Source organism: Streptomyces sp. 35G-GA-8 (assembly GCF_023534745.1).
GTDB lineage: Bacteria > Actinomycetota > Actinomycetes > Streptomycetales > Streptomycetaceae > Streptomyces.
Map to the genome: position 1 here is coordinate 148,104 of NZ_JAMHJQ010000007.1, position 18,424 is coordinate 166,527.

Consider the following 18,424-nt stretch of genomic DNA (forward strand, 5'->3'; position numbering starts at 1 on the left):
CGGGTCAGGGGGTCAGGCGCGGCGCGAGCGCGCGGCGGTCTTCTTCGCCGCCACCGCCTTGGCCGGCGCCTTCTTGGCCGCCGTCTTCCGCGTCGTGGCCTTCTTCATCGGCGCCGCGTCGCTGATGCTCTCGGCGTCCAGGATGTCCCGCAGGAACTTTCCGGTGTGGCTGGCCGGGACACCGGCCACCTGCTCCGGGGTGCCCTCCGCGATCACCAGACCGCCGCCGTTGCCGCCCTCCGGTCCCATGTCGATCACCCAGTCCGCCGTCTTGATGACGTCCAGGTTGTGCTCGATCACGATCACCGTGTTGCCCTTCTCGACCAGTCCGGAGAGCACCGTGATCAGCTTGCTGATGTCCTCGAAGTGCAGACCGGTCGTCGGCTCGTCCAGGACGTAGACCGTGCGGCCGGTGGAGCGCTTCTGCAGCTCGCTCGACAGCTTCACCCGCTGCGCCTCACCGCCCGAGAGGGTCGGCGCGGACTGGCCCAGCCGGACATACCCGAGGCCGACCTCGTTGAGCGTCCTGAGGTGCCGCGAGATGGTCGGGACGGCCTCGAAGAAGTCCAGGGCCTCCTCGATCGGCATGTCCAGGACCTCGGCGATGGACTTGCCCTTGTAGTGGACCTCCAGGGTCTCCCGGTTGTAGCGGGCTCCATGGCAGACCTCGCACGGGACATAGACGTCCGGCAGGAAGTTCATCTCGATCTTGATCGTGCCGTCACCCGAGCAGTTCTCGCAGCGACCGCCCTTGACGTTGAAGGAGAAGCGTCCGGGGAGGTAGCCGCGGACCTTGGCCTCCATCGTCTCGGCGAAGAGCTTGCGGACATGGTCGAAGACACCGGTGTACGTGGCCGGGTTGGAGCGGGGCGTACGGCCGATGGGCGACTGGTCGACATGGACGACCTTGTCGACCAGATCGTCGCCGTCGACCCGGGTGTGCCGGCCGGGCACCGACTTCGCGCCGTTCAGCTCGCGCGCCAGATGCGTATAGAGGATGTCGTTGACCAGCGTCGACTTACCGGAGCCCGAGACTCCGGTGATGGCCGTGAACACACCCAGCGGGAAGGACACATCGATGTCCCGCAGATTGTTCTCCCGGGCGCCGTGCACGGTGAGCTGCCGGCCCGGGTCGATCGGCCGGCGGATGCCCGGGGTCGGGATGGCCTTCTTCCCGGAGAGGTACTGGCCGGTCATCGACTCCTTGTTGGCCAGCAGCCCCTTCAACGGTCCCGAGTGCACGACCTTGCCGCCGTGCTCACCGGCGCCGGGGCCGATGTCGACCACCCAGTCGGCCACCTTGATGGTGTCCTCGTCGTGCTCCACGACGATCAGGGTGTTGCCCATGTCACGCAGCCTGACCAGGGTCTCGATCAGCCGGTGGTTGTCCCGCTGGTGCAGACCGATGGACGGCTCGTCCAGTACGTACAGCACCCCGACCAGCCCCGAGCCGATCTGCGTCGCGAGCCGGATCCGCTGGGCCTCGCCGCCGGAGAGGGTCCCGGCCGCGCGGTTCAGCGAGAGATAGTCCAGGCCCACGTCGACCAGGAACTTCAGCCGCTCGTTGACCTCCTTGAGCACCCGCTCGGCGATCGTCTTGTCACGGTCGTTCAGCTTGAGCTCGGCCAGGAAGTCGGCGCAGTCGCTGATCGACAGCGCGGAGACCTCGGCGATGGACTTCTCCATGACCGTGACCGCCAGGACGATCGGCTTGAGCCGGGTGCCCTCACAGGTCGGGCAGGGCACCTCGCGCATATAGCCCTCGAAGCGCTCCCTGCTGGTGTCGCTCTCCGCCTCCGTGTGCCGCCGCTTGACGAAGGAGACCGCTCCCTCGAAGGCGGGGCTGGTGTAGGCGCGCTCGCGGCCGTACCGGTTCCGGTAGCGGACCTCGACCTGGGTCTTGTGGCCGTACAGCAGGGCCTTCCTGGCGCGCTGCGGCAGTCCGGCCCACGGGATGTCCGTACGGAATCCGAGCGCCTTGGCGAGGCCGCCGATCTGCCGCCCGAAGTACTCCTTCGTATGGCCGTGGGACCAGGGGTGGATGGCGCCCTCGTCGAGGGACTTCTCCTCGTCGGGGACGATCAGCTCCGGGTCGACCTCCATGCGCGTACCGATACCGGTGCAGTCGGGGCACGCGCCGAAGGGCGAGTTGAAGGAGAAGGAGCGGGGCTCCAGCTCCTCGAAGGAGAGATCGTCGTACGGGCAGTACAGATGCTCGGAGTACATCCGCTCGCGCTCGGGGTCGTCCTCGGGGAGATCCACGAAGTCGAGCACGACCATGCCGCCGGAGAGACCGAGCGCGGTCTCGACCGAGTCGGTCAGCCGGCGCTTGGCGCTGTCCTTCACCGTGAGGCGGTCGACCACCACCTCGATGGTGTGCTTCTCCTGCTTCTTGAGCTTGGGCGGCTCGCTGAGCTGGATCGTCTGCCCGTCGACCCTGGCCCGGCTGTAGCCCTTGGTCTGGAGATCGGCGAAGAGATCGACGAACTCGCCCTTGCGCTCACGGATGAGCGGCGAGAGGACCTGGAACCTGCTGCCCTCCGGCAGTTCGAGCACCCGGTCCACGATGGCCTGTGGCGACTGCCGGGAGATCGGCCGGCCGCACTCGGGGCAGTGCGGCTTGCCGATCCTGGCGAAGAGCAGCCGGAGGTAGTCGTAGACCTCGGTGATCGTGCCGACCGTCGAGCGCGGGTTGCGCGAGGTCGACTTCTGGTCGATGGAGACTGCCGGGGAGAGCCCCTCGATGAAGTCGACATCCGGCTTGTCCATCTGACCGAGGAACTGCCGGGCGTACGAGGAAAGGGACTCCACGTACCGGCGCTGTCCCTCGGCGAAGATCGTGTCGAACGCGAGAGAGGACTTGCCCGACCCGGAGAGCCCGGTGAAGACGATGAGGGAGTCACGGGGGAGGTCGAGCGACACGTTCTTGAGATTGTGCTCGCGCGCGCCACGGACGATGAGACGGTCGGCCACGCCGGTCCGCACCTTTCTGAAGAGAACCAGGGGCGGAGCCCCCTTCCCACACTAATGGGGGTCGCCAGAACGATGGATGTGCCAGTGGTCGATTGCCGGGCTTCGGAGCGCCGGGCGGGATTGCCTATATGCCAGGATGCCTCCCCTGAGCCTATAGCACGTGCATTCGATTTACGGCGGCCCTGCGCCGTCTTCACCCGATCGGGTGGCGGCGCTATCGTCGGCGGCATGATCGATCACGAGCGTGACCTGGCGGCTGTACGTGAGGCGACGGACCGGCTCCTCAGCGCAGCCGCCGAACTGGACAACGCGGCCCTCGCCGCGCCGTCACGGCTCCCGGGCTGGAGCCGGGGACATGTGCTGGCACATCTCGCCAGGAACGCGGACGCACTGGTCAATGTGCTCGAAGGCCGGCCCATGTACCGCGACGCCGAAACGCGCGACGCCGACATCGAGCGGGACGCGGCGCGACCTCTGGACGTCCAGCTCACCGATGTACGTAACACCGCCGAGGCCTTCCAGCATTCCGCGGCCGCCCCCGCGGACTGGACGCGCGTCGTCACGATGCGCAATGGCGTCACGGATGTGGCGGCCCGCCTTCCGTTCCGCCGGCTGATCGAGATCGAGCTGCACCATGTCGATCTCGGCATCGGCCGCGAGCTGGAGGATCTGTCCGAGGAGTTCACCGAGCGCGAGACCGCCTTCCTCGTGGAGCGGTTCTCCGGGAACGCCGCGGTCCCGCCGCTGGCCCTGACCGCGACCGACGGGCGGACCTGGCGCACGGGTGGTACGGAGGGCACCCCGCTCGCCGTGAGCGGACCGGCCCCGGACCTGATGGGCTGGCTCGCGGGCCGCGGGGACGGGACCACGCTGAAGTCTCCGGACGGCCCCCTGCCCGTACTGCCCCCGCTATAGGCTGATCCGTATGACGTACAGCGGAGCGGTGAAGGTCGGCGGACCGGCGGACGTGCATGAACTGCCCGCCCTGATGATCTCCAAGGTCGCCGTCGGGCCGATGGACAACAACGCCTATCTGCTGCGCTGCCGGGCCACCGGTGAGCAGCTGCTGATCGACGCGGCCAATGACGCCGGCACGTTGCTCACACTGATCGGTGACGACGGCATCGCGTCCGTCGTCACCACGCACCGCCATGGCGACCACTGGCAGGCGCTGGCGGAGGTCGTGGCGGCCACGGGCGCGCGGACGTACGCGGGGCGCTACGACGCCGAGGCCATCCCCGTGCCCACCGATGTCCCGGTCGAGGACGGGGACACGATCCGGGTCGGTGAGATCGAACTCACCGCCCTGCATCTGGTGGGCCACACCCCGGGCTCGATCGTGCTGGTCTACGACGACCCGCACGACCACGCGCATCTGTTCACGGGCGACTGTCTGTTCCCCGGCGGCCCCGGGAAGACCGGGACCCCCGCGGACTTCACGAGCCTGATGGACGGGATCGAGACCAAGATCTTCGCGACCCTGCCGGACGAGGCGTGGATCTACCCCGGCCATGGCAACGACTCCACCCTCGGCGCCGAGCGCCCGCACCTCGCGGCCTGGCGGCTGCGCGGCTGGTGACCCGCCGCTGACGAGCGGGGGTCGTCGCAGTGAGGCCGTCGCAGCCGGGGGCGGCCCGCCGATAACCACTCGATCCCTGGTGGGCCGCGTCCCTACGATCGCGCCATGCCGATCCCCGCGTATCCGCCCAAGCCCCGTCCCGGCGACCGGATCGGGGTGGTCTCGCCGTCCTCCGGGCTGCCGGGGCAGTTCCCGCTGCCGTACGAACTGGGTCTCGACCGGCTGGCGAAGGACTTCGGACTGGTGCCCGTCGAGTATCCGGCGACCCGGAAGATGGGGTCGACGCCACAGGAACGGGCCGACGACCTCCACGCCGCCTTCGCGGACCCGACGGTCAAGGCGGTGATGGCGAGCATCGGCGGGGACGATCAGATCACCGTACTGCCGCTGCTGGACCGGGAATTGATCCGGGCCCACCCCAAGCCGTTCTTCGGCTTCAGCGACAACACCAATCTGCTGGCGTATCTGTGGAACACCGGGATCGTCGGCTATCACGGCGCGAGCGTGATGTGCGAGCTGGGCCGGCCGGGTGCGATGGATCCGCTCACCGCGGAGTCCCTGCGGGCCGCGCTGTTCACCTGCGGCCCGTACGAGCTGCGCCCCGCCGAGCGATTCCGCGATGTGGACGGCGACTGGGCGGACCCGGCGAGGCTCGCGGTCGAGCCGGAGACCCGGGCGGGCGACGGCTGGACCCTGCACGGGCCGGAGCGGGTGGTGGAGGGCCCCAGCTGGGGCGGGAATCTGGAGATCCTCTCCTGGCTGCTGATGGCGGACCGGGAGATTCAGGCCGACCTCTCCGCCTACGACGGCTGTGTGCTGCTGCTGGAGACCTCGGAGGAGATGCCGGCCGCCGAGGAGGTGTTCCGGATCCTGCGGAACATGGGCGAACGCGATCTGCTGCGGCGCTTCCCCGCCCTGCTGATGGCGCGTCCCAAGACATGGTCGTTCGCGCGGCCCCACGGCCCGGAGGAGGCGGCCCGGTACGCGCACGAACAGCGGGCGGCGGTCCTGCGCGCGCTGGCGGCGTACGCCCCGGACACCATGGCCGTCTTCGATGTGGACTTCGGCCACACCGACCCTCAGCTGGTCATCCCGTACGGCGGCACGGTGCGGGTGGACGGGCCCGCGCGGCGTATCAGCGTCACGTACTGAGGCCGGGTACCGAGCCGTACGGAAAGGCTGTACGGGAACGCGGAAGGGGGCGAGCGGCAGTGCTGCCGCCCGCCCCCTCCTTTTCCGCGAGGATCAGGCTGTCACGCGAGGATCAGGCCTCGATGCTGTCCTTGCTGTCCTTGCTCTCCTGGCCGTCCTTGCCGCTCTCCGTCGTGAGAGCGGCGGCCGCGTCCCGCTCCGCCTGCTTCTTCGAGGCGATCAGGCTGGTGATCGTGGTGATGATCAGGACACCACAGATGACCGCCAGCGAGACCGGAATGGAGATCTCGGGGACATGCACCCCGGTCTCGTGCAGCGCGTGGAGCACCAGCTTCACACCGATGAAGCCGAGGATGACCGACAGGCCGTAGCTGAGGTGCACCAGCTTCTTCAGCAGCCCCCCGATGAGGAAGTAGAGCTGCCGCAGACCCATCAGGGCGAAGGCGTTGGCGGTGAAGACGATGTACGGGTCCTGGGTCAGACCGAAGATCGCGGGGATGGAGTCCAGCGCGAACAGCACGTCGGTGGTGCCGATGGCCAGCATGACCACCATCAGCGGGGTCAGGATCCGCTTGCCGTTGTTCCGGATGAAGAGCTTGGTGCCGTGGTACCTGTCGGCGACCCCGAAGCGCTTCTCGATGGACTTGAGGAGACGGTTCTCCTCGAACTCCTCGTCCTCGTCGTCGGAGCGCGCCTCCTGGATGAGCTTCCAGGCGGTGTAGATCAGGAACGCGCCGAAGATGAAGAAGACCCACGAGAAGCTGGCGATGATCGCGGCTCCTGCCGCGATGAATATGGCGCGCAGCACCAGGGCGATCAGCACACCGATGAGCAGCACACGCTGCTGCAGATGCGAGGGAACCGAGAACTTCGCCATGATCAGGACGAAGACGAAGAGATTGTCGACACTGAGCGACTTCTCGGTGATGAATCCGGCGAAGAACTCGCCGGCCGCCTGGCCCGTGCCGAACACCATCAGGCCGACGCCGAACAGCGCGGCGAGGGCGATCCAGACAATCGTCCACGTACCGGCTTCCTTCATCGACACGTCATGGGGCTTGCGCCCGATGAAGAAGTCGACAGCGATAAGGGCGGACAGACCAAGAATGGTCAGCACCCACAAGGTCAAGGAAACGTCCACTGTGCCTCCGGCTTCGTACGGCTATCGATCAGCGTCGTCGCTGCCGGAGGTCTCTTCCACCCGGGCGGCTTCCGCCGCTCCCCGGGCCGACGCCCCGGGATCGATGGCGATCCGTATTGACGGGCACGTCGCGATGTGGGAGTACTCCCCTCCGCTGCAAAGAAGAGTACAGGAAGAACCAAGAAAAGGTAAAAAGATCAGTGGACGGCCGTCACTTGTGCGGTGCGGGCCTGGTCAGCGGCGCCAGGCGCGGCGAGCGGACGCCACCTGTTCGAGGACCTGGAGGAGCACCCCGCTGCCCGGCGGCACCGCGGGAGGTTCGTAGGTCCAGGCGTGGCCCACCCAGGGATCGGCGAGGTGATCGTCCGGGACGGGGGTGACCCGCAGCAGCGTCCGCCAGAGCGGATCCAGCAGCGGTCCGTATCCGCTCGCGTCCTCGCGGTCCGCGACCATCAGCAGATGCACGCCGACCGCCGGCCCCTCGTCCGCGAGATAGCGCAGCTGGGTCACCGCGCGGTCGTCGAAGCCATGCGGGAAGTCATTGACGATCAGCAGCTGCTCGGCGGTGTCCAGACCGGGCGGCAGGGACTCGGCGGCCCCGCCGCGGACCGCCATCTGCACGAGGTCCACGCGCTGGGTGAGTGTCGCGAGGACGGTCGCCACTCCCCCGGCGCCCGCCGCCGGCGGCCGGTCGAGCACGCCGGACGAGGTCAGCGGGGCCAGTGAGCGCGCGCCCGAGCCCGCCGGATCGATCACATGGACGGTGAACTCGCCGGGCGGGTAGGCGGCCAGCAGACGCGCGGCATGGGCGACCGCGGTGTCCATGGCCAGCCCGCGCAGCTGGGCGTCGTCCATCATCAGCGCGGCCTCGGAGCCGGATCGGCCGCTGTCGACCCAGAGCCCGCGCTCCAGGGGCAGCCGCACCAGCATCGGTATCCGAAGATCGGGGCGCTCGGGCAGATGGACATCGCCGAGGCGCAGCGCCATCGGGATCTCCATCGGAACGCGGTAGGCGTGCCAGACGGGGTTGTCCCAGCGGGCGTAGGCGGGCGGCAACGCGGGCTCGACGACCTCGGACTCGGCGACGAGCTGGGCCAGATCGCGGTCAAGGACCTCGCGCGCCTGGCCCGCGAGCTGGTCGTGCTTGGCACGGGCGGCCTCGCGGGCGGCGTCTCCCGCTCCGCCGATGCGATGACGGGGGTCGGAGAGGACGCGGTCCAGCTCCTGGTCGAGCCGGGACTCGGCGAAGTCCATGGCGCTGCGGTACGCGGCGGTCGTACGGGCCAGGTCCTCGAACATGCCCCAGACCTGGTTGTAGAGGCGCTCGTCCATGGACCAGCCCGTGGCGTCGCCCGCGACGGGGCGGGGCGGCCGGCCGGGCTGGGCGGGCACCGCGGCCGGGGGCGGAGTCGGCGGCGTGGACGTACGGCGGCCCGGATGCGTGTAGTTGACGGCCCCGCCCGCGCCGGACTGCGGACCCGCGGACGACGGCGGTCCCGACGCCGGCGGTCCGGCGGACGGTACGGTCCCGGGCGTGGACCCCGAGGGTGTGGCGGGCCCCGGGGCGGGAGCCAGGGGCAGCCCCTCGGACCTGCGCCGCCTACCGTCCGTCCCACCCGGCAGCGGGGTCTGTACGGCGCTGGCCAGATGGCGGGCCACCGCCTCCTGGATACCGGCGGCGAAGGCGCGGGCCTGCGGCAGTCCCTGGTCGCCGAAGAGCTCGGCGAGGCCGCCCGCGTACCCCTGGCCGACGGCCCGGACCTTCCAGGCCCCCTGGCGGCGGTAGAGCTCCAGGGCGACGACGGCGGTCTCGGAGTCCAGTCCGGTGAGGGTGAAGCTGGCGACCTCGGCGCCCTCGGTGGAGGTGACCGCCGCGAAGGGGGCCGCGGTGGCGCCGAAGCGGTCGGGGCCACCGATGCCCTCGGGGAGGGCGAGCAGCACACGGACCAGATGCACCCGCGGCGGCAGGGCGTCCAGATCGACATGGAAGCGCAGGGCCGCGGCGGCCTGGCGGGAGACCTCGATGCCCGGGAGGGAGGGCGAACCGGGGTGGACGATCCACTCCGCGCCGCCCACGGTGCCCTGGGCGTCCGCGAGCGTGGCACAGGGCATGACCGGTGCGCCGGCCGTCACCCGGATCTCCAGTCGGGTGTGGGGCAAGGGGTGGTTCTGCCCCCGGACCAGCTCGGCCGTCATCGCCTCTGTCCCCTATCGATTGCGCGTCGGTGTCGCGTCGGTGTTCAGGTGTGGTGGTACGGCCCAGTACGGGTGTTCTGTTGCGGATGCCCGGTGCGGGGGTACTTCTGTGCGACCGCAGAGGCGCAGCCCCCGGTGGCCTGCGCCGGCCTCCGGGAGCTGCGCTTACTCGACGACGCCGTCGCCGTGTCCTACAGATGCGGCAGGATCGACGGCATCAGGTCCTGGAACGTACGGCCGTTGGCCGGGTTGCCGAGGGCCGTCATCTGCCAGCCGGAGCCCACGCGGTGGACCTTCGCCATGATCTGCGCGGTGTACTGGCCCCCGCCGTCGAGCGTGTAGCGGGCCAGCTCCTGGCCGTTGGTCTCGTCGACGATGCGGCAGAAGGCGTTCTGGACCTCCTGGAACGTCTGGCCGGTGAACGAGTTCACCGTGAAGACGATCTGGTCGATATGGACCGGGATCCGCTGGAGGTCGACGAGGATCGCCTCGTCGTCGCCGCCCTGGCCGGCGCCGCCGACCAGATTGTCACCGGTGTGCCGTACCGAGCCGTCGTCGCTGACGAGATGACGGAAGAAGACCACGTCGACCGGCTGCTTGTCGGCGAACAGCACCGCCGAGGCGTCCAGGTCGATCTCGCGGGTACGGGACCCGAACAGGCCCCGGCGCGGGGCGGCCTGCCAGCCGAGCCCCATGCGCACGGCCGTCAGGGTGCCGCCGCCCTTCTTCTCCAGGCTGATGGCCTGACCCTTGGTCAGATTGACGCCAGGGCCTCCGGGCGTACCGCCCTTGGATACGTCCACCACGCGCTGTCCCCTCTCGAATGGTTCCCCCGCAACCGTCCGTGTGCGGTTGCGCAGCACCCTACGCAGTCACAAGGACATTGCAGGAGGCTTGGACCGTTTTTGTGTCGGTCTTGCAACACACCGCGTGTCCCGGTGTGTCAGGCCAGTCCCACTTCTCTCATCTGCCGCAATTCCTTCTTGAGTTCGCTCACTTCGTCACGCAGCCGCGCGGCGACCTCGAACTGGAGCTCGGCCGCGGCGGCCCGCATCCGGTCGGTCATCTCCTCGATGATCCCGGCCAGTTCGGCGGCGGGCCGGTCGGTGAGCACCGCGCCCGTCGTCCCCGCCTTGCCGCCCTTCGCGGGCTTCGCCCCGAGCGAGGGGACCGGGGCCTTGGCGGGCTTGCCGTCCTTCGACTTCCGGTAGCCCGTGCCGAGCAGGGCCTCGGTGTCGACCTCCTCGCGCGCGATGGTCGCGACGATGTCGTTGATCTTCTTGCGGAGCGGCTGGGGGTCGATACCGCGCTCGGTGTTGTAGGCGATCTGCTTCTCCCGGCGGCGGTTCGTCTCGTCGATCGCCTGCGCCATCGCGGGGGTGATCTTGTCCGCGTACATATGGACCTGGCCGGACACATTGCGCGCGGCCCGCCCGATGGTCTGGATGAGCGAGGTGCCCGAGCGCAGGAAGCCCTGCTTGTCGGCGTCGAGGATCGCCACCAGGGAGACCTCCGGGAGGTCGAGGCCCTCGCGGAGCAGATTGATGCCGACGAGGACGTCGTACTCACCGGCGCGCAGCTCACGCAGCAGCTCGACCCGGCGCAGGGTGTCGACATCGCTGTGCAGATAGCGCACCTGGATGCCCAGCTCCAGGAAGTAGTCGGTGAGGTCCTCGGCCATCTTCTTGGTGAGCGTGGTCACCAGGACGCGCTCGTCCTTCTCGGCGCGCTCGCGGATCTCATGGACCAGATCGTCGATCTGGCCCTCCGTGGGCTTGACGACGACCTCGGGGTCGATCAGGCCCGTGGGACGGATGATCTGCTCCACGAAGCCGTCGGAGCGGGACAGCTCGTACGTGCCGGGAGTGGCGGAGAGATAGACGGTCTGGCCGATCCGCTGCTGGAACTCCTCCCACTTCAGCGGGCGGTTGTCGAGCGCGGACGGCAGCCGGAAGCCATGGTCGACCAGGGTCCGCTTGCGGGACGCGTCGCCCTCGTACATCGCGCCGATCTGCGGCACGGTGACATGCGACTCGTCGATGACCAGCAGGAAGTCCTCGGGGAAGTAGTCGAGGAGGGTGTTGGGCGCGGAGCCGGGCGCGCGGTCGTCGAAGTGCATCGAGTAGTTCTCGATCCCCGAGCAGGAGCCGATCTGGCGCATCATCTCGATGTCGTAGGTCGTGCGCATCCGCAGTCGCTGGGACTCCAGCAGCTTGCCCTGCTTGTCCAGCTCGGCCAGCCGGGACTCCAGCTCCTGTTCGATCCCGTTGACCGCCTTCTCCATGCGCTCGGGACCGGCCACGTAGTGGCTCGCCGGGAAGATGTACAGCTCTTCGTCGTCGCTGATGACCTCGCCGGTGAGCGGGTGCAGCGTGGACAGCGCCTCGATCTCGTCGCCGAACATCTCGATACGGACGGCCAGCTCCTCGTAGACCGGGAAGATCTCGATGGTGTCGCCCCGGACCCGGAAGGTGCCCCGGGTGAACGCGAGGTCGTTGCGGGTGTACTGGATGTCGACGAAGCGCCGCAGCAGCTGGTCCCTGTCCAGCTCCAGGCCGACCTTCAGCGGCACCATCCGGTCCACGTACTCCTGGGGCGTACCGAGACCGTAGATGCAGGAGACCGAGGCGACGACGACCACATCGCGCCGGGTGAGAAGGGAGTTCGTCGCGGAGTGGCGCAGCCGCTCGACCTCCTCGTTGATGGAGGAGTCCTTCTCGATGTAGGTGTCCGACTGCGGGACGTACGCCTCGGGCTGGTAGTAGTCGTAGTACGAGACGAAGTACTCGACGGCGTTGTTGGGCAGCAGCTCACGGAATTCGTTCGCCAGCTGTGCGGCCAGGGTCTTGTTCGGCGCCATCACCAGCGTGGGGCGCTGGAGCTTCTCGATCATCCAGGCGGTCGTCGCCGACTTTCCCGTGCCGGTCGCGCCGAGCAGGACGACGTCCTTCTCGCCCGCGCGGACACGCCGCTCCAGGTCGGCGATGGCCGTGGGCTGGTCGCCGCTGGGCTGGTAGGAGCTGACGACCTCGAAAGGCGCCACCGTACGTTCGATCTTGGAAACGGGCCGCATGGATCCACCGTACGACCCCGCACTGACAGTGGGACGGCGAGCGGCCCCGGATCACCCGGAGTGAGCGAGAGTTCACCCAGGTCACCAGTCGTGGAGGTCCTGGGAGCCGCGGCGCGCGGACCTGGCGGCCGCACGGTCGGCGTGCTCGCGAAAAGCCGGCCGCGGCCGGATCCGCTGCGCGGGCACCCCCTGGCGCCCGCACGGCCCGGTCACGGCCGCCGCGGAGCGTGACCGTTCGCGGCGGCCCGTCACCAGCAGCGGGTCGACCAGCACCGCCACGCCGGCCAGCAGCAGGAAGAAGGCCGGGCCGACCAGCATCGGGGCCAGCAGTTCGGCGGGCGGGGCGCCGCCCGACTCGCCGACGGCGCCGCTCAGATGGACATGGACCGCGGCCATCGCGGTGTAGTGCATCCCGGTCGACGCGACGCCCATCACCGCGCTGGCGGCCAGACCGGCCAGAAATCCGCGGTGCGAGACGACCACCCAGAGGGCCGCCGTCGTCATGATGACGGCGATCATGACGGAGAGCGCGACGGTGAAGGTGTCGTATCCGACGCGGCCGTGCAGCCTTATGCCCGCCATGCCGAGGTAGTGCATGGTGGCGAAACCGAGGCCGGTGATGGTGCCGCCGGTGACGAGGGTCATCGGGGTCGTGCCCCGGTAGCCGACGATGAAGATCCCCACCCCGACCATGACGATCCCCACGACGAGGCTGGCGAATGTCGTGAGCCGGTCGTAGCCGATCGGCACCTCCGAGACGTCGAACCCCATCATCGCGATGAAGTGCATCGTCCAGACGCCGGAGCCGATCGCGGCCGCTCCCAGCGCGAGCCCGCCCGGTTTCCAGGAGCGCCTGGTGCGCAGGGATCTCGCGGTGCAGCGCAGCCCCAGAGCCGCGCCGAGACAGGCCATGAGAAAGGCCGCCACGGGTGTGACGAGACCGTAGCTGAATCCGTCGATCGTGCCCTGCATAGCGATATGCCCCTCGCCCCTCGTTCTCCCTGTGCGAAAGCGCCGGCTCGGGCGAGGGTAGGACGGCCGGCCCGGTAAGCAAACAGGCCACCGGCGATTTGTCGACACGATACGGCGTGCCCCCGTGGTAGGGGGCGGCCTTTCGCGGGTGTGGCTTCATGGTCTCACCCCATCCTCGCGGTCCATGGCGTGACTTCACGTTGTGGCCAACCTTCGCCTGTCCCCTGTTGGCCGCGGGCTGCCACGCTCTGGCCGACTGTCATCGCACGACCTGTCATCACACGACCCGTCATCGCACGACACGAGGAGTACACGTGTACGCACGCACCTCAGTGACAACGGCCGCCGCACTGCTGGGAGTCACCGCACTGGTTCTGCCCGGCGCCGCCACCGCGAACGCGGGCCCGGCCGCCGAGCCCAGGGGCGGGAGCCCGGTCGTCATCGCGCACCGCGGCGCCTCCGCCTATGCCCCGGAGAACACGCTCGCGGCCGTCGACGCGGCCGGTGACCTGGGCATCGACTGGGTGGAGAACGACGTCCAGCGCACCAAGGACGGCCGGCTGGTGGTGATCCACGACGACAATCTCCGGCGGACCACCAATGTGGAAGAGCTCTTCCCCGACCGGGCCCCCTGGAAGGTGAAGGACTTCACGGCGGCGGAGATCGCCCGGCTGGACGCGGGCAGCTGGTTCGGCGAGCGGTGGGCGGGCGAGCGCGTACCCACGCTGAAGCAGTACCTGGACGCCGTTGAGGCCAACCGGCAGAAGCTGCTCCTGGAGATCAAGGCCCCCGAGCAGTACCCCGGCGTCGAGAAGGACATCCTGCGGGTGCTGCGCCAGGAGGGCTGGCTGAGCCGCGCGCACGTGAAGAAGAAGCTGGTCATCCAGAGCTTCAGCGCGGACAGCGTCCGTACGGTGCACCAGCTGCGCCCGGACCTCGTCACCGGCTTCCTCGGCGCTCCGGCGGTGGCCGATCTGCCCGCGTACGCCGCGTTCACGGACCAGATCAACCCCGCGTACGGAGCGCTCACCGGTGACTACGTGGCCGCGGTGCACCGGCTGAAGGGCCCGAAGGGCAAGCGGCTCACGGTGAGCACCTGGACGGTCAACGACGCGGCGGGCGCGGTGCGGGTCCGGGATCTCGGTGTGGACGGGATCATCACCAACAACCCCGACGTGGTGCGGGACGCGGTGGGCTGAGGCCGCGGACCGGTCCCAGGACCGTTGTCAGTGGTGGCCCGTACCGTGGTCGGCATGAACAACTACGGGCAGTCGCCGGTGGAATGGACGGTCGTGTCCACCGGCATCGGGCCACTGCTGCTGGCCGCCACCGGCCAGGGGCTGGTGAGCGTGGTCTTCCATGCCCACGGGCCGGTGCGGGAGCAGGCGCTCGGACAGCTCAGGGACCGGCTGGGCACCGAGCCCGCCGAGTCGGCGTCGGGGCTGCTGGCCGAGCCGATACGCAGGCTGTCCGCGTACTTCGCGGGCGAGCTGCGGGAGTTCGGGCTGCCGCTGGACTGGTCGTTCACCACGGGCTTCAACCGGCAGGTGCTGCGCGAGCTGGCGACGGGCGTCCCGTACGGCACGGTGGTCGGGTACGGCGATCTGGCCGAGCGGGTGGGGCAGCCGGGGGCCGCGCAGGCGGTCGGCGCGGCGATGGGTGCCAATCCGCTGCCCGTGGTGGTGCCGTGTCATCGCGTGGTGGAGAGCGATGGCGGGATAGGCGGCTTCGGGGGCGGCCTCGAAACGAAGCGGCGGCTGCTGGCCCTGGAAGGCGTGCTCCCGGAACCGCTCTTCTGACTCTTACCAGCACCCCGAACTGGTCGGATCGTGTGCATATACCGACACTTGTCCGCTTTGCGTGCCGGGCTTAGGCTTATGTGTGGAGAGCACCGCGCGTAGGGCCCGGCGGGCAGTGGACGTCGGTCCCCGGCGTCCCGTACCGGCAGGCACTTCGGCCGGACCGCCCGAGCGGTAGCCGACTCCATCGCACACAGGCCGAGTCATCCGCTGGACGAGAAGAGCCGAAGGGACGGCGAGTCAGGATGAGCGGAGGAAACAAGGCAGTCGAGTACATCAAGCCGGGTGAGGTGGATGTGAGGACCACCGACTACCCGACGCTCGAACTTCAGGACGGGCCGGGTGTGGCCCCCGCGAACGTGGGCCGGAAATGCCGCCACGGCGTCATCCTCAAGGTGCTCGCGACCAACATATGCGGCAGCGATCAGCACATGGTACGCGGCCGGACCACGGCCCCCGAGGGGTTGGTTCTCGGCCATGAGATCACCGGCGAGGTCATCGAGCGCGGCCCCGACGTCGAGTTCATCGATGTCGGCGATGTCGTGTCGGTGCCCTTCAACATCGCCTGCGGCCGCTGCCGTAACTGCAAGGAGCGCCAGACCGGTATCTGTCTGAACGTCAATCCCGCCCGTCCCGGCGCGGCGTACGGCTACGTCGACATGGGTGGCTGGGTCGGCGGACAGGCGCAGTACGTGATGGTGCCGTACGCGGACTTCAATCTGCTCCGCTTCCCCGACCGGGACGCGGCGCTGGAGAAGCTGCTGGATCTGACGATGCTGTCGGACATCTTCCCCACCGGCTACCACGGCGCGGTGACGGCGGGCACGGGCGTCGGTTCCACGGTGTATGTCGCGGGCGCGGGACCTGTCGGTCTGGCCGCGGCGGCCTCGGCGCAGTTGCTCGGCGCGGCGGTCGTCATCGTCGGCGACCTGAACGCCGAACGGCTCGCGCAGGCCCGCAGTTTCGGCTGTGAGACCGTCGACCTCACCAAGGGGTCGGTCGAGGACCAGATAGCCCAGATCCTGGGCGTGCCCGAGGTCGACGCCGCGGTCGACGCGGTCGGCTTCGAGGCGCGGGCGCACGGCAAGGACTCCAAGGAGGCTCCGGCGACCGTCCTCAACTCCCTGATGGGTGCCGTCAGGGCGGGCGGCGCGCTCGGTATCCCGGGGCTGTACGTCACCGACGACCCGGGCGGTATCGACGAGGACGCCAAGACCGGCACGCTCAAGGTCCGGCTGGGCCTGGGCTGGGCGAAGAGCCACACGTTCAGCACGGGACAGTGCCCGGTGATGAAGTATCACCGGGGCCTGGCGATGGCGATCCTGCACGACCGGGTCCACATCGCGAAGGCGGTGAACGCCACGGTGATCTCGCTGGAGGACGCCCCGCGCGGCTACGAGGAGTTCGACCACGGCGCCAGCCGCAAGTACGTGCTCAATCCGCATGGAGCGCTGGACGGCGTGGTGGCCGCCTGAGTGATTCCCGAGCGGGAGTGATTCCCGAGCGGTGGAGGGCGCGGTCGGCACCGCGCCCTCCTCGGGCACGTCCCGAGGAGGGAACGTCGCAGTAGCGCCGTTCACCCGCGCGTCGACGTTTGCGTCCGCGCGGGATGTGCCATGGATGGGGACATGCCAGACATCACTTCGCAGCTCTTCCCCGAGGTTTCGCAGCTCTCCTCCGAGGTACGGGAGGCGCTCGCCGCGCACCGTCCCGTGGTCGCCCTGGAGTCGACGATCATCGCGCACGGACTGCCGCGCCCGCGCAATCTGGCGGTCGCGGCGGAGCTGGAGGCGCTCGTACGGGCCGGCGGCGCCGTACCCGCCACGGTCGCCGTGCTGGACGGCCGGCCCCGGGTGGGCCTGTCCAAGGACCAGTTGGAACGGGTCGCCCAGGACGACTCCGTACGGAAGCTGGGCCATCGCGATCTGGCGCCCGCGCTCGCGGCGGGGGCGAGCGGCGCCACGACCGTCTCCGCCACGGCGTTCCTCGCCGCGCGGGCCGGGATCCGGGTCTTCGCGACGGGCGGTCTCGGCGGGGTCCATCGCGACTGGACCGACACCCAGGACGAGTCGGCCGATCTGCGCCTGCTGGCCAGGACCCGGATCACCGTGGTGTGCGCGGGCGTCAAGTCGATCCTCGACGTACCGGCGACGCTCCAGCGGCTGGAGACGCTGGGTGTCGGCATCCTCGGCTACGGCACCGACCGGTTCCCCGGCTTCTATCTGACCTCGTCCGGTGAGCCGGTCGACTGGACGGTCCGCACGCCCGAGGAGGTCGCGGCGGTGATGGACGCCCAGGACGCGCTCGGCGGCCCGGAGTCGGCGCTCATCGTCGCCAACCCCGTGCCGGAAGCGGAGCAGTTGGATCCGGAGCAGCACGACCGAGTGCTCGCGGAGGCGCTGACGGAGTGTCATGAGCGGGGAATCAGCGGCCAGGCCGTCACCCCGTTCCTGCTCGACCAGCTGATGCGCCGCACGGGCGGCGCCTCGCTGGAGGCCAACCTCGCGGCGGTGCGCGGCAATGTGTGGCTCGCGGCGCGCATCGCGGCGGCACGGTCGGCGCAGGGCCCCACCGCGCAGGGCCCCACCGCGCAGGGCCGGACCGCGCAGGGCCGGACCACGGGGGACGGATGAGCACCGGTGCCGGAGGCGGTGCGCTGCTGGTGATCGGGGATGTGGTCACCGATGTGGTGGCGCGGTACGGCACCCCGCTCGCGCACGGTACGGACACGGCCGCCGAGATCCGGGCGCTGCCCGGCGGCGCCGGGGCCAACGCGGCCTGCTGGGCGGCGCACTCCGGGTGCGCGGAGGTGCGGCTGCTGGCACGGGTGGGGACGGAAGCGCGGGAGTGGCACGAGGAGCGGCTGCGGCGGGCGGGGGTACGTACCCATCTCGTCGTCGACGACCTCGTGCCGACCGCGACGGTGATCTGCCTGGTCGACGCCTCCGCCGAGCGCACCCTGCTCACCGACAGCGGCGCGGCGCTGCGGCTGTCTCCCGCCGACTGGTCACCGTCCCTGCTGGACGGGGTGGGCCGGCTGCATCTCTCCGGCTATCTCTTCTTCGCGGACACCAGCCGTCAACTGGCGCTCGCCGCGAGGGAAGCGGCTGAGGAGCGGGGCGTCCCGGTGAGTGTGGACCCCGCCTCGGCGGGTTTCATCAAGGAGCTGGGCGTGGACCGTTTTCTGACGGCGGTCGAGGGCGTGGAGACACTGCTCCCGAACGCGGACGAGGCCAGGCTCCTCACCGGGCTGACGAACGCGACGGATGCCGCCGCCGCGCTGAGCCGTCGGGCGGGGGTGGCGGTGGTGACCCTGGGCGGGGACGGCGCGCTGGTGGCGGAGGCGGGGGCCGTCACGGCCCGGGTACCGCCGGTCCCGGCCCGCGCCCGGGACTCGACGGGCGCGGGCGACGCCTTCACGGGCGCGTTCCTCGCGGCCCGGCTCGCGGGGGCGGACCCGGTGGCGGCCGCGACAGCGGGCTGCCGGGCGGGGGCACGGGCGGTCGCGACGGTGGGCGGCCGGCCCTGACGCAGCCGCT

The 18,424-nt window shown here is 69.8% G+C and carries 14 protein-coding genes; 8 read left to right on the forward strand and 6 right to left on the reverse strand.

The window, feature by feature from the left end; genetic code table 11:
* Positions 1 to 12 precede the first annotated feature (12 nt).
* The gene (uvrA, locus tag M1203_RS17495; RefSeq protein ID WP_249950659.1) at positions 13 to 2,973 is read right to left on the reverse strand and encodes an excinuclease ABC subunit UvrA; all 2,961 of its coding nucleotides are present in this window, start codon (positions 2,971 to 2,973) and stop codon (positions 13 to 15) included.
* A 228-nt stretch (positions 2,974 to 3,201) separates the two neighbouring features.
* Between uvrA and M1203_RS17500 the strand changes: the two genes are divergently transcribed.
* The 3 genes from M1203_RS17500 (at position 3,202) to M1203_RS17510 (ending at position 5,704) form a co-directional block, all read left to right on the forward strand.
* Positions 3,202 to 3,888, forward strand: a complete 687-nt coding sequence (locus tag M1203_RS17500; protein WP_249950660.1) for a maleylpyruvate isomerase family mycothiol-dependent enzyme — start codon at positions 3,202 to 3,204, stop codon at positions 3,886 to 3,888.
* Between the two features lie 10 nt (positions 3,889 to 3,898).
* A complete protein-coding gene (locus M1203_RS17505) occupies positions 3,899 to 4,552 on the forward strand; it encodes an MBL fold metallo-hydrolase (RefSeq protein ID WP_249950661.1) in 654 nt (217 codons plus the stop codon).
* 105 nt (positions 4,553 to 4,657) lie between these two features.
* Positions 4,658 to 5,704, forward strand: coding sequence for a S66 peptidase family protein (locus M1203_RS17510; RefSeq protein WP_249950662.1), 1,047 nt, complete (start codon positions 4,658 to 4,660; stop codon positions 5,702 to 5,704).
* Between the two features lie 112 nt (positions 5,705 to 5,816).
* On the opposite strand, the gene M1203_RS17515 is transcribed toward M1203_RS17510, so the two are convergent.
* The 5 genes from M1203_RS17515 to M1203_RS17535 all read right to left on the reverse strand — a co-directional run bounded on the left by M1203_RS17515 (position 5,817) and on the right by M1203_RS17535 (position 13,086).
* Positions 5,817 to 6,845 (reverse strand): TerC family protein, encoded by a 1,029-nt coding sequence (locus tag M1203_RS17515; protein WP_249950663.1) that lies wholly within the window; start codon positions 6,843 to 6,845, stop codon positions 5,817 to 5,819.
* Positions 6,846 to 7,079: 234 nt separating this feature from the next.
* Positions 7,080 to 9,041 carry a TerD family protein gene (locus M1203_RS17520; RefSeq protein ID WP_249950664.1) on the reverse strand — a complete coding sequence of 654 codons (1,962 nt, stop codon included), beginning with the start codon at positions 9,039 to 9,041 and terminating at the stop codon, positions 7,080 to 7,082.
* Positions 9,042 to 9,232: 191 nt separating this feature from the next.
* Positions 9,233 to 9,799, reverse strand: coding sequence for a TerD family protein (locus M1203_RS17525; RefSeq protein WP_030353647.1), 567 nt, complete (start codon positions 9,797 to 9,799; stop codon positions 9,233 to 9,235).
* Positions 9,800 to 9,984: 185 nt separating this feature from the next.
* Positions 9,985 to 12,114, reverse strand: a complete 2,130-nt coding sequence (gene uvrB, locus M1203_RS17530; protein ID WP_249950665.1) for an excinuclease ABC subunit UvrB — start codon at positions 12,112 to 12,114, stop codon at positions 9,985 to 9,987.
* An 81-nt stretch (positions 12,115 to 12,195) separates the two neighbouring features.
* Positions 12,196 to 13,086 carry an MHYT domain-containing protein gene (locus M1203_RS17535; RefSeq protein ID WP_249950666.1) on the reverse strand — a complete coding sequence of 297 codons (891 nt, stop codon included), beginning with the start codon at positions 13,084 to 13,086 and terminating at the stop codon, positions 12,196 to 12,198.
* Between the two features lie 314 nt (positions 13,087 to 13,400).
* Between M1203_RS17535 and M1203_RS17540 the strand changes: the two genes are divergently transcribed.
* The 5 genes from M1203_RS17540 (at position 13,401) to M1203_RS17560 (ending at position 18,414) form a co-directional block, all read left to right on the forward strand.
* The gene (locus M1203_RS17540) at positions 13,401 to 14,285 is read left to right on the forward strand and encodes a glycerophosphodiester phosphodiesterase family protein (RefSeq protein WP_249950667.1); all 885 of its coding nucleotides are present in this window, start codon (positions 13,401 to 13,403) and stop codon (positions 14,283 to 14,285) included.
* Positions 14,286 to 14,339: 54 nt separating this feature from the next.
* On the forward strand, positions 14,340 to 14,885 hold the full coding sequence (locus M1203_RS17545) for a methylated-DNA--[protein]-cysteine S-methyltransferase (RefSeq protein ID WP_249950668.1): 546 nt from the start codon (positions 14,340 to 14,342) through the stop codon (positions 14,883 to 14,885).
* Positions 14,886 to 15,130: 245 nt separating this feature from the next.
* A complete protein-coding gene (gene fdhA, locus M1203_RS17550) occupies positions 15,131 to 16,360 on the forward strand; it encodes a formaldehyde dehydrogenase, glutathione-independent (RefSeq protein ID WP_249950669.1) in 1,230 nt (409 codons plus the stop codon).
* Between the two features lie 153 nt (positions 16,361 to 16,513).
* Positions 16,514 to 17,518, forward strand: coding sequence for a pseudouridine-5'-phosphate glycosidase (locus M1203_RS17555; protein WP_249950670.1), 1,005 nt, complete (start codon positions 16,514 to 16,516; stop codon positions 17,516 to 17,518).
* Positions 17,515 to 18,414, forward strand: coding sequence for a carbohydrate kinase family protein (locus M1203_RS17560; RefSeq protein WP_249950671.1), 900 nt, complete (start codon positions 17,515 to 17,517; stop codon positions 18,412 to 18,414). The genes M1203_RS17555 and M1203_RS17560 overlap by 4 nt, the downstream gene beginning before the upstream one ends.
* Positions 18,415 to 18,424 lie beyond the last annotated feature (10 nt).

Excerpts from the sequence above, each read along its gene's own strand:
- M1203_RS17500 (WP_249950660.1), top strand. The coding sequence starts at position 3,202 with ATGATCGATCACGAGCGTGACCTGGCGGCTGTACGTGAGGCGACGGAC.
- M1203_RS17505 (WP_249950661.1), top strand. The coding sequence starts at position 3,899 with ATGACGTACAGCGGAGCGGTGAAGGTCGGCGGACCGGCGGACGTGCAT.
- M1203_RS17510 (WP_249950662.1), top strand. The coding sequence starts at position 4,658 with ATGCCGATCCCCGCGTATCCGCCCAAGCCCCGTCCCGGCGACCGGATC.
- M1203_RS17520 (WP_249950664.1), bottom strand. The coding sequence starts at position 9,041 with ATGACGGCCGAGCTGGTCCGGGGGCAGAACCACCCCTTGCCCCACACC.
- uvrB (WP_249950665.1), bottom strand. The coding sequence starts at position 12,114 with ATGCGGCCCGTTTCCAAGATCGAACGTACGGTGGCGCCTTTCGAGGTC.
- M1203_RS17535 (WP_249950666.1), bottom strand. The coding sequence starts at position 13,086 with ATGCAGGGCACGATCGACGGATTCAGCTACGGTCTCGTCACACCCGTG.
- M1203_RS17545 (WP_249950668.1), top strand. The coding sequence starts at position 14,340 with ATGAACAACTACGGGCAGTCGCCGGTGGAATGGACGGTCGTGTCCACC.
- fdhA (WP_249950669.1), top strand. The coding sequence starts at position 15,131 with ATGAGCGGAGGAAACAAGGCAGTCGAGTACATCAAGCCGGGTGAGGTG.
- M1203_RS17555 (WP_249950670.1), top strand. The coding sequence starts at position 16,514 with ATGCCAGACATCACTTCGCAGCTCTTCCCCGAGGTTTCGCAGCTCTCC.
- M1203_RS17560 (WP_249950671.1), top strand. The coding sequence starts at position 17,515 with ATGAGCACCGGTGCCGGAGGCGGTGCGCTGCTGGTGATCGGGGATGTG.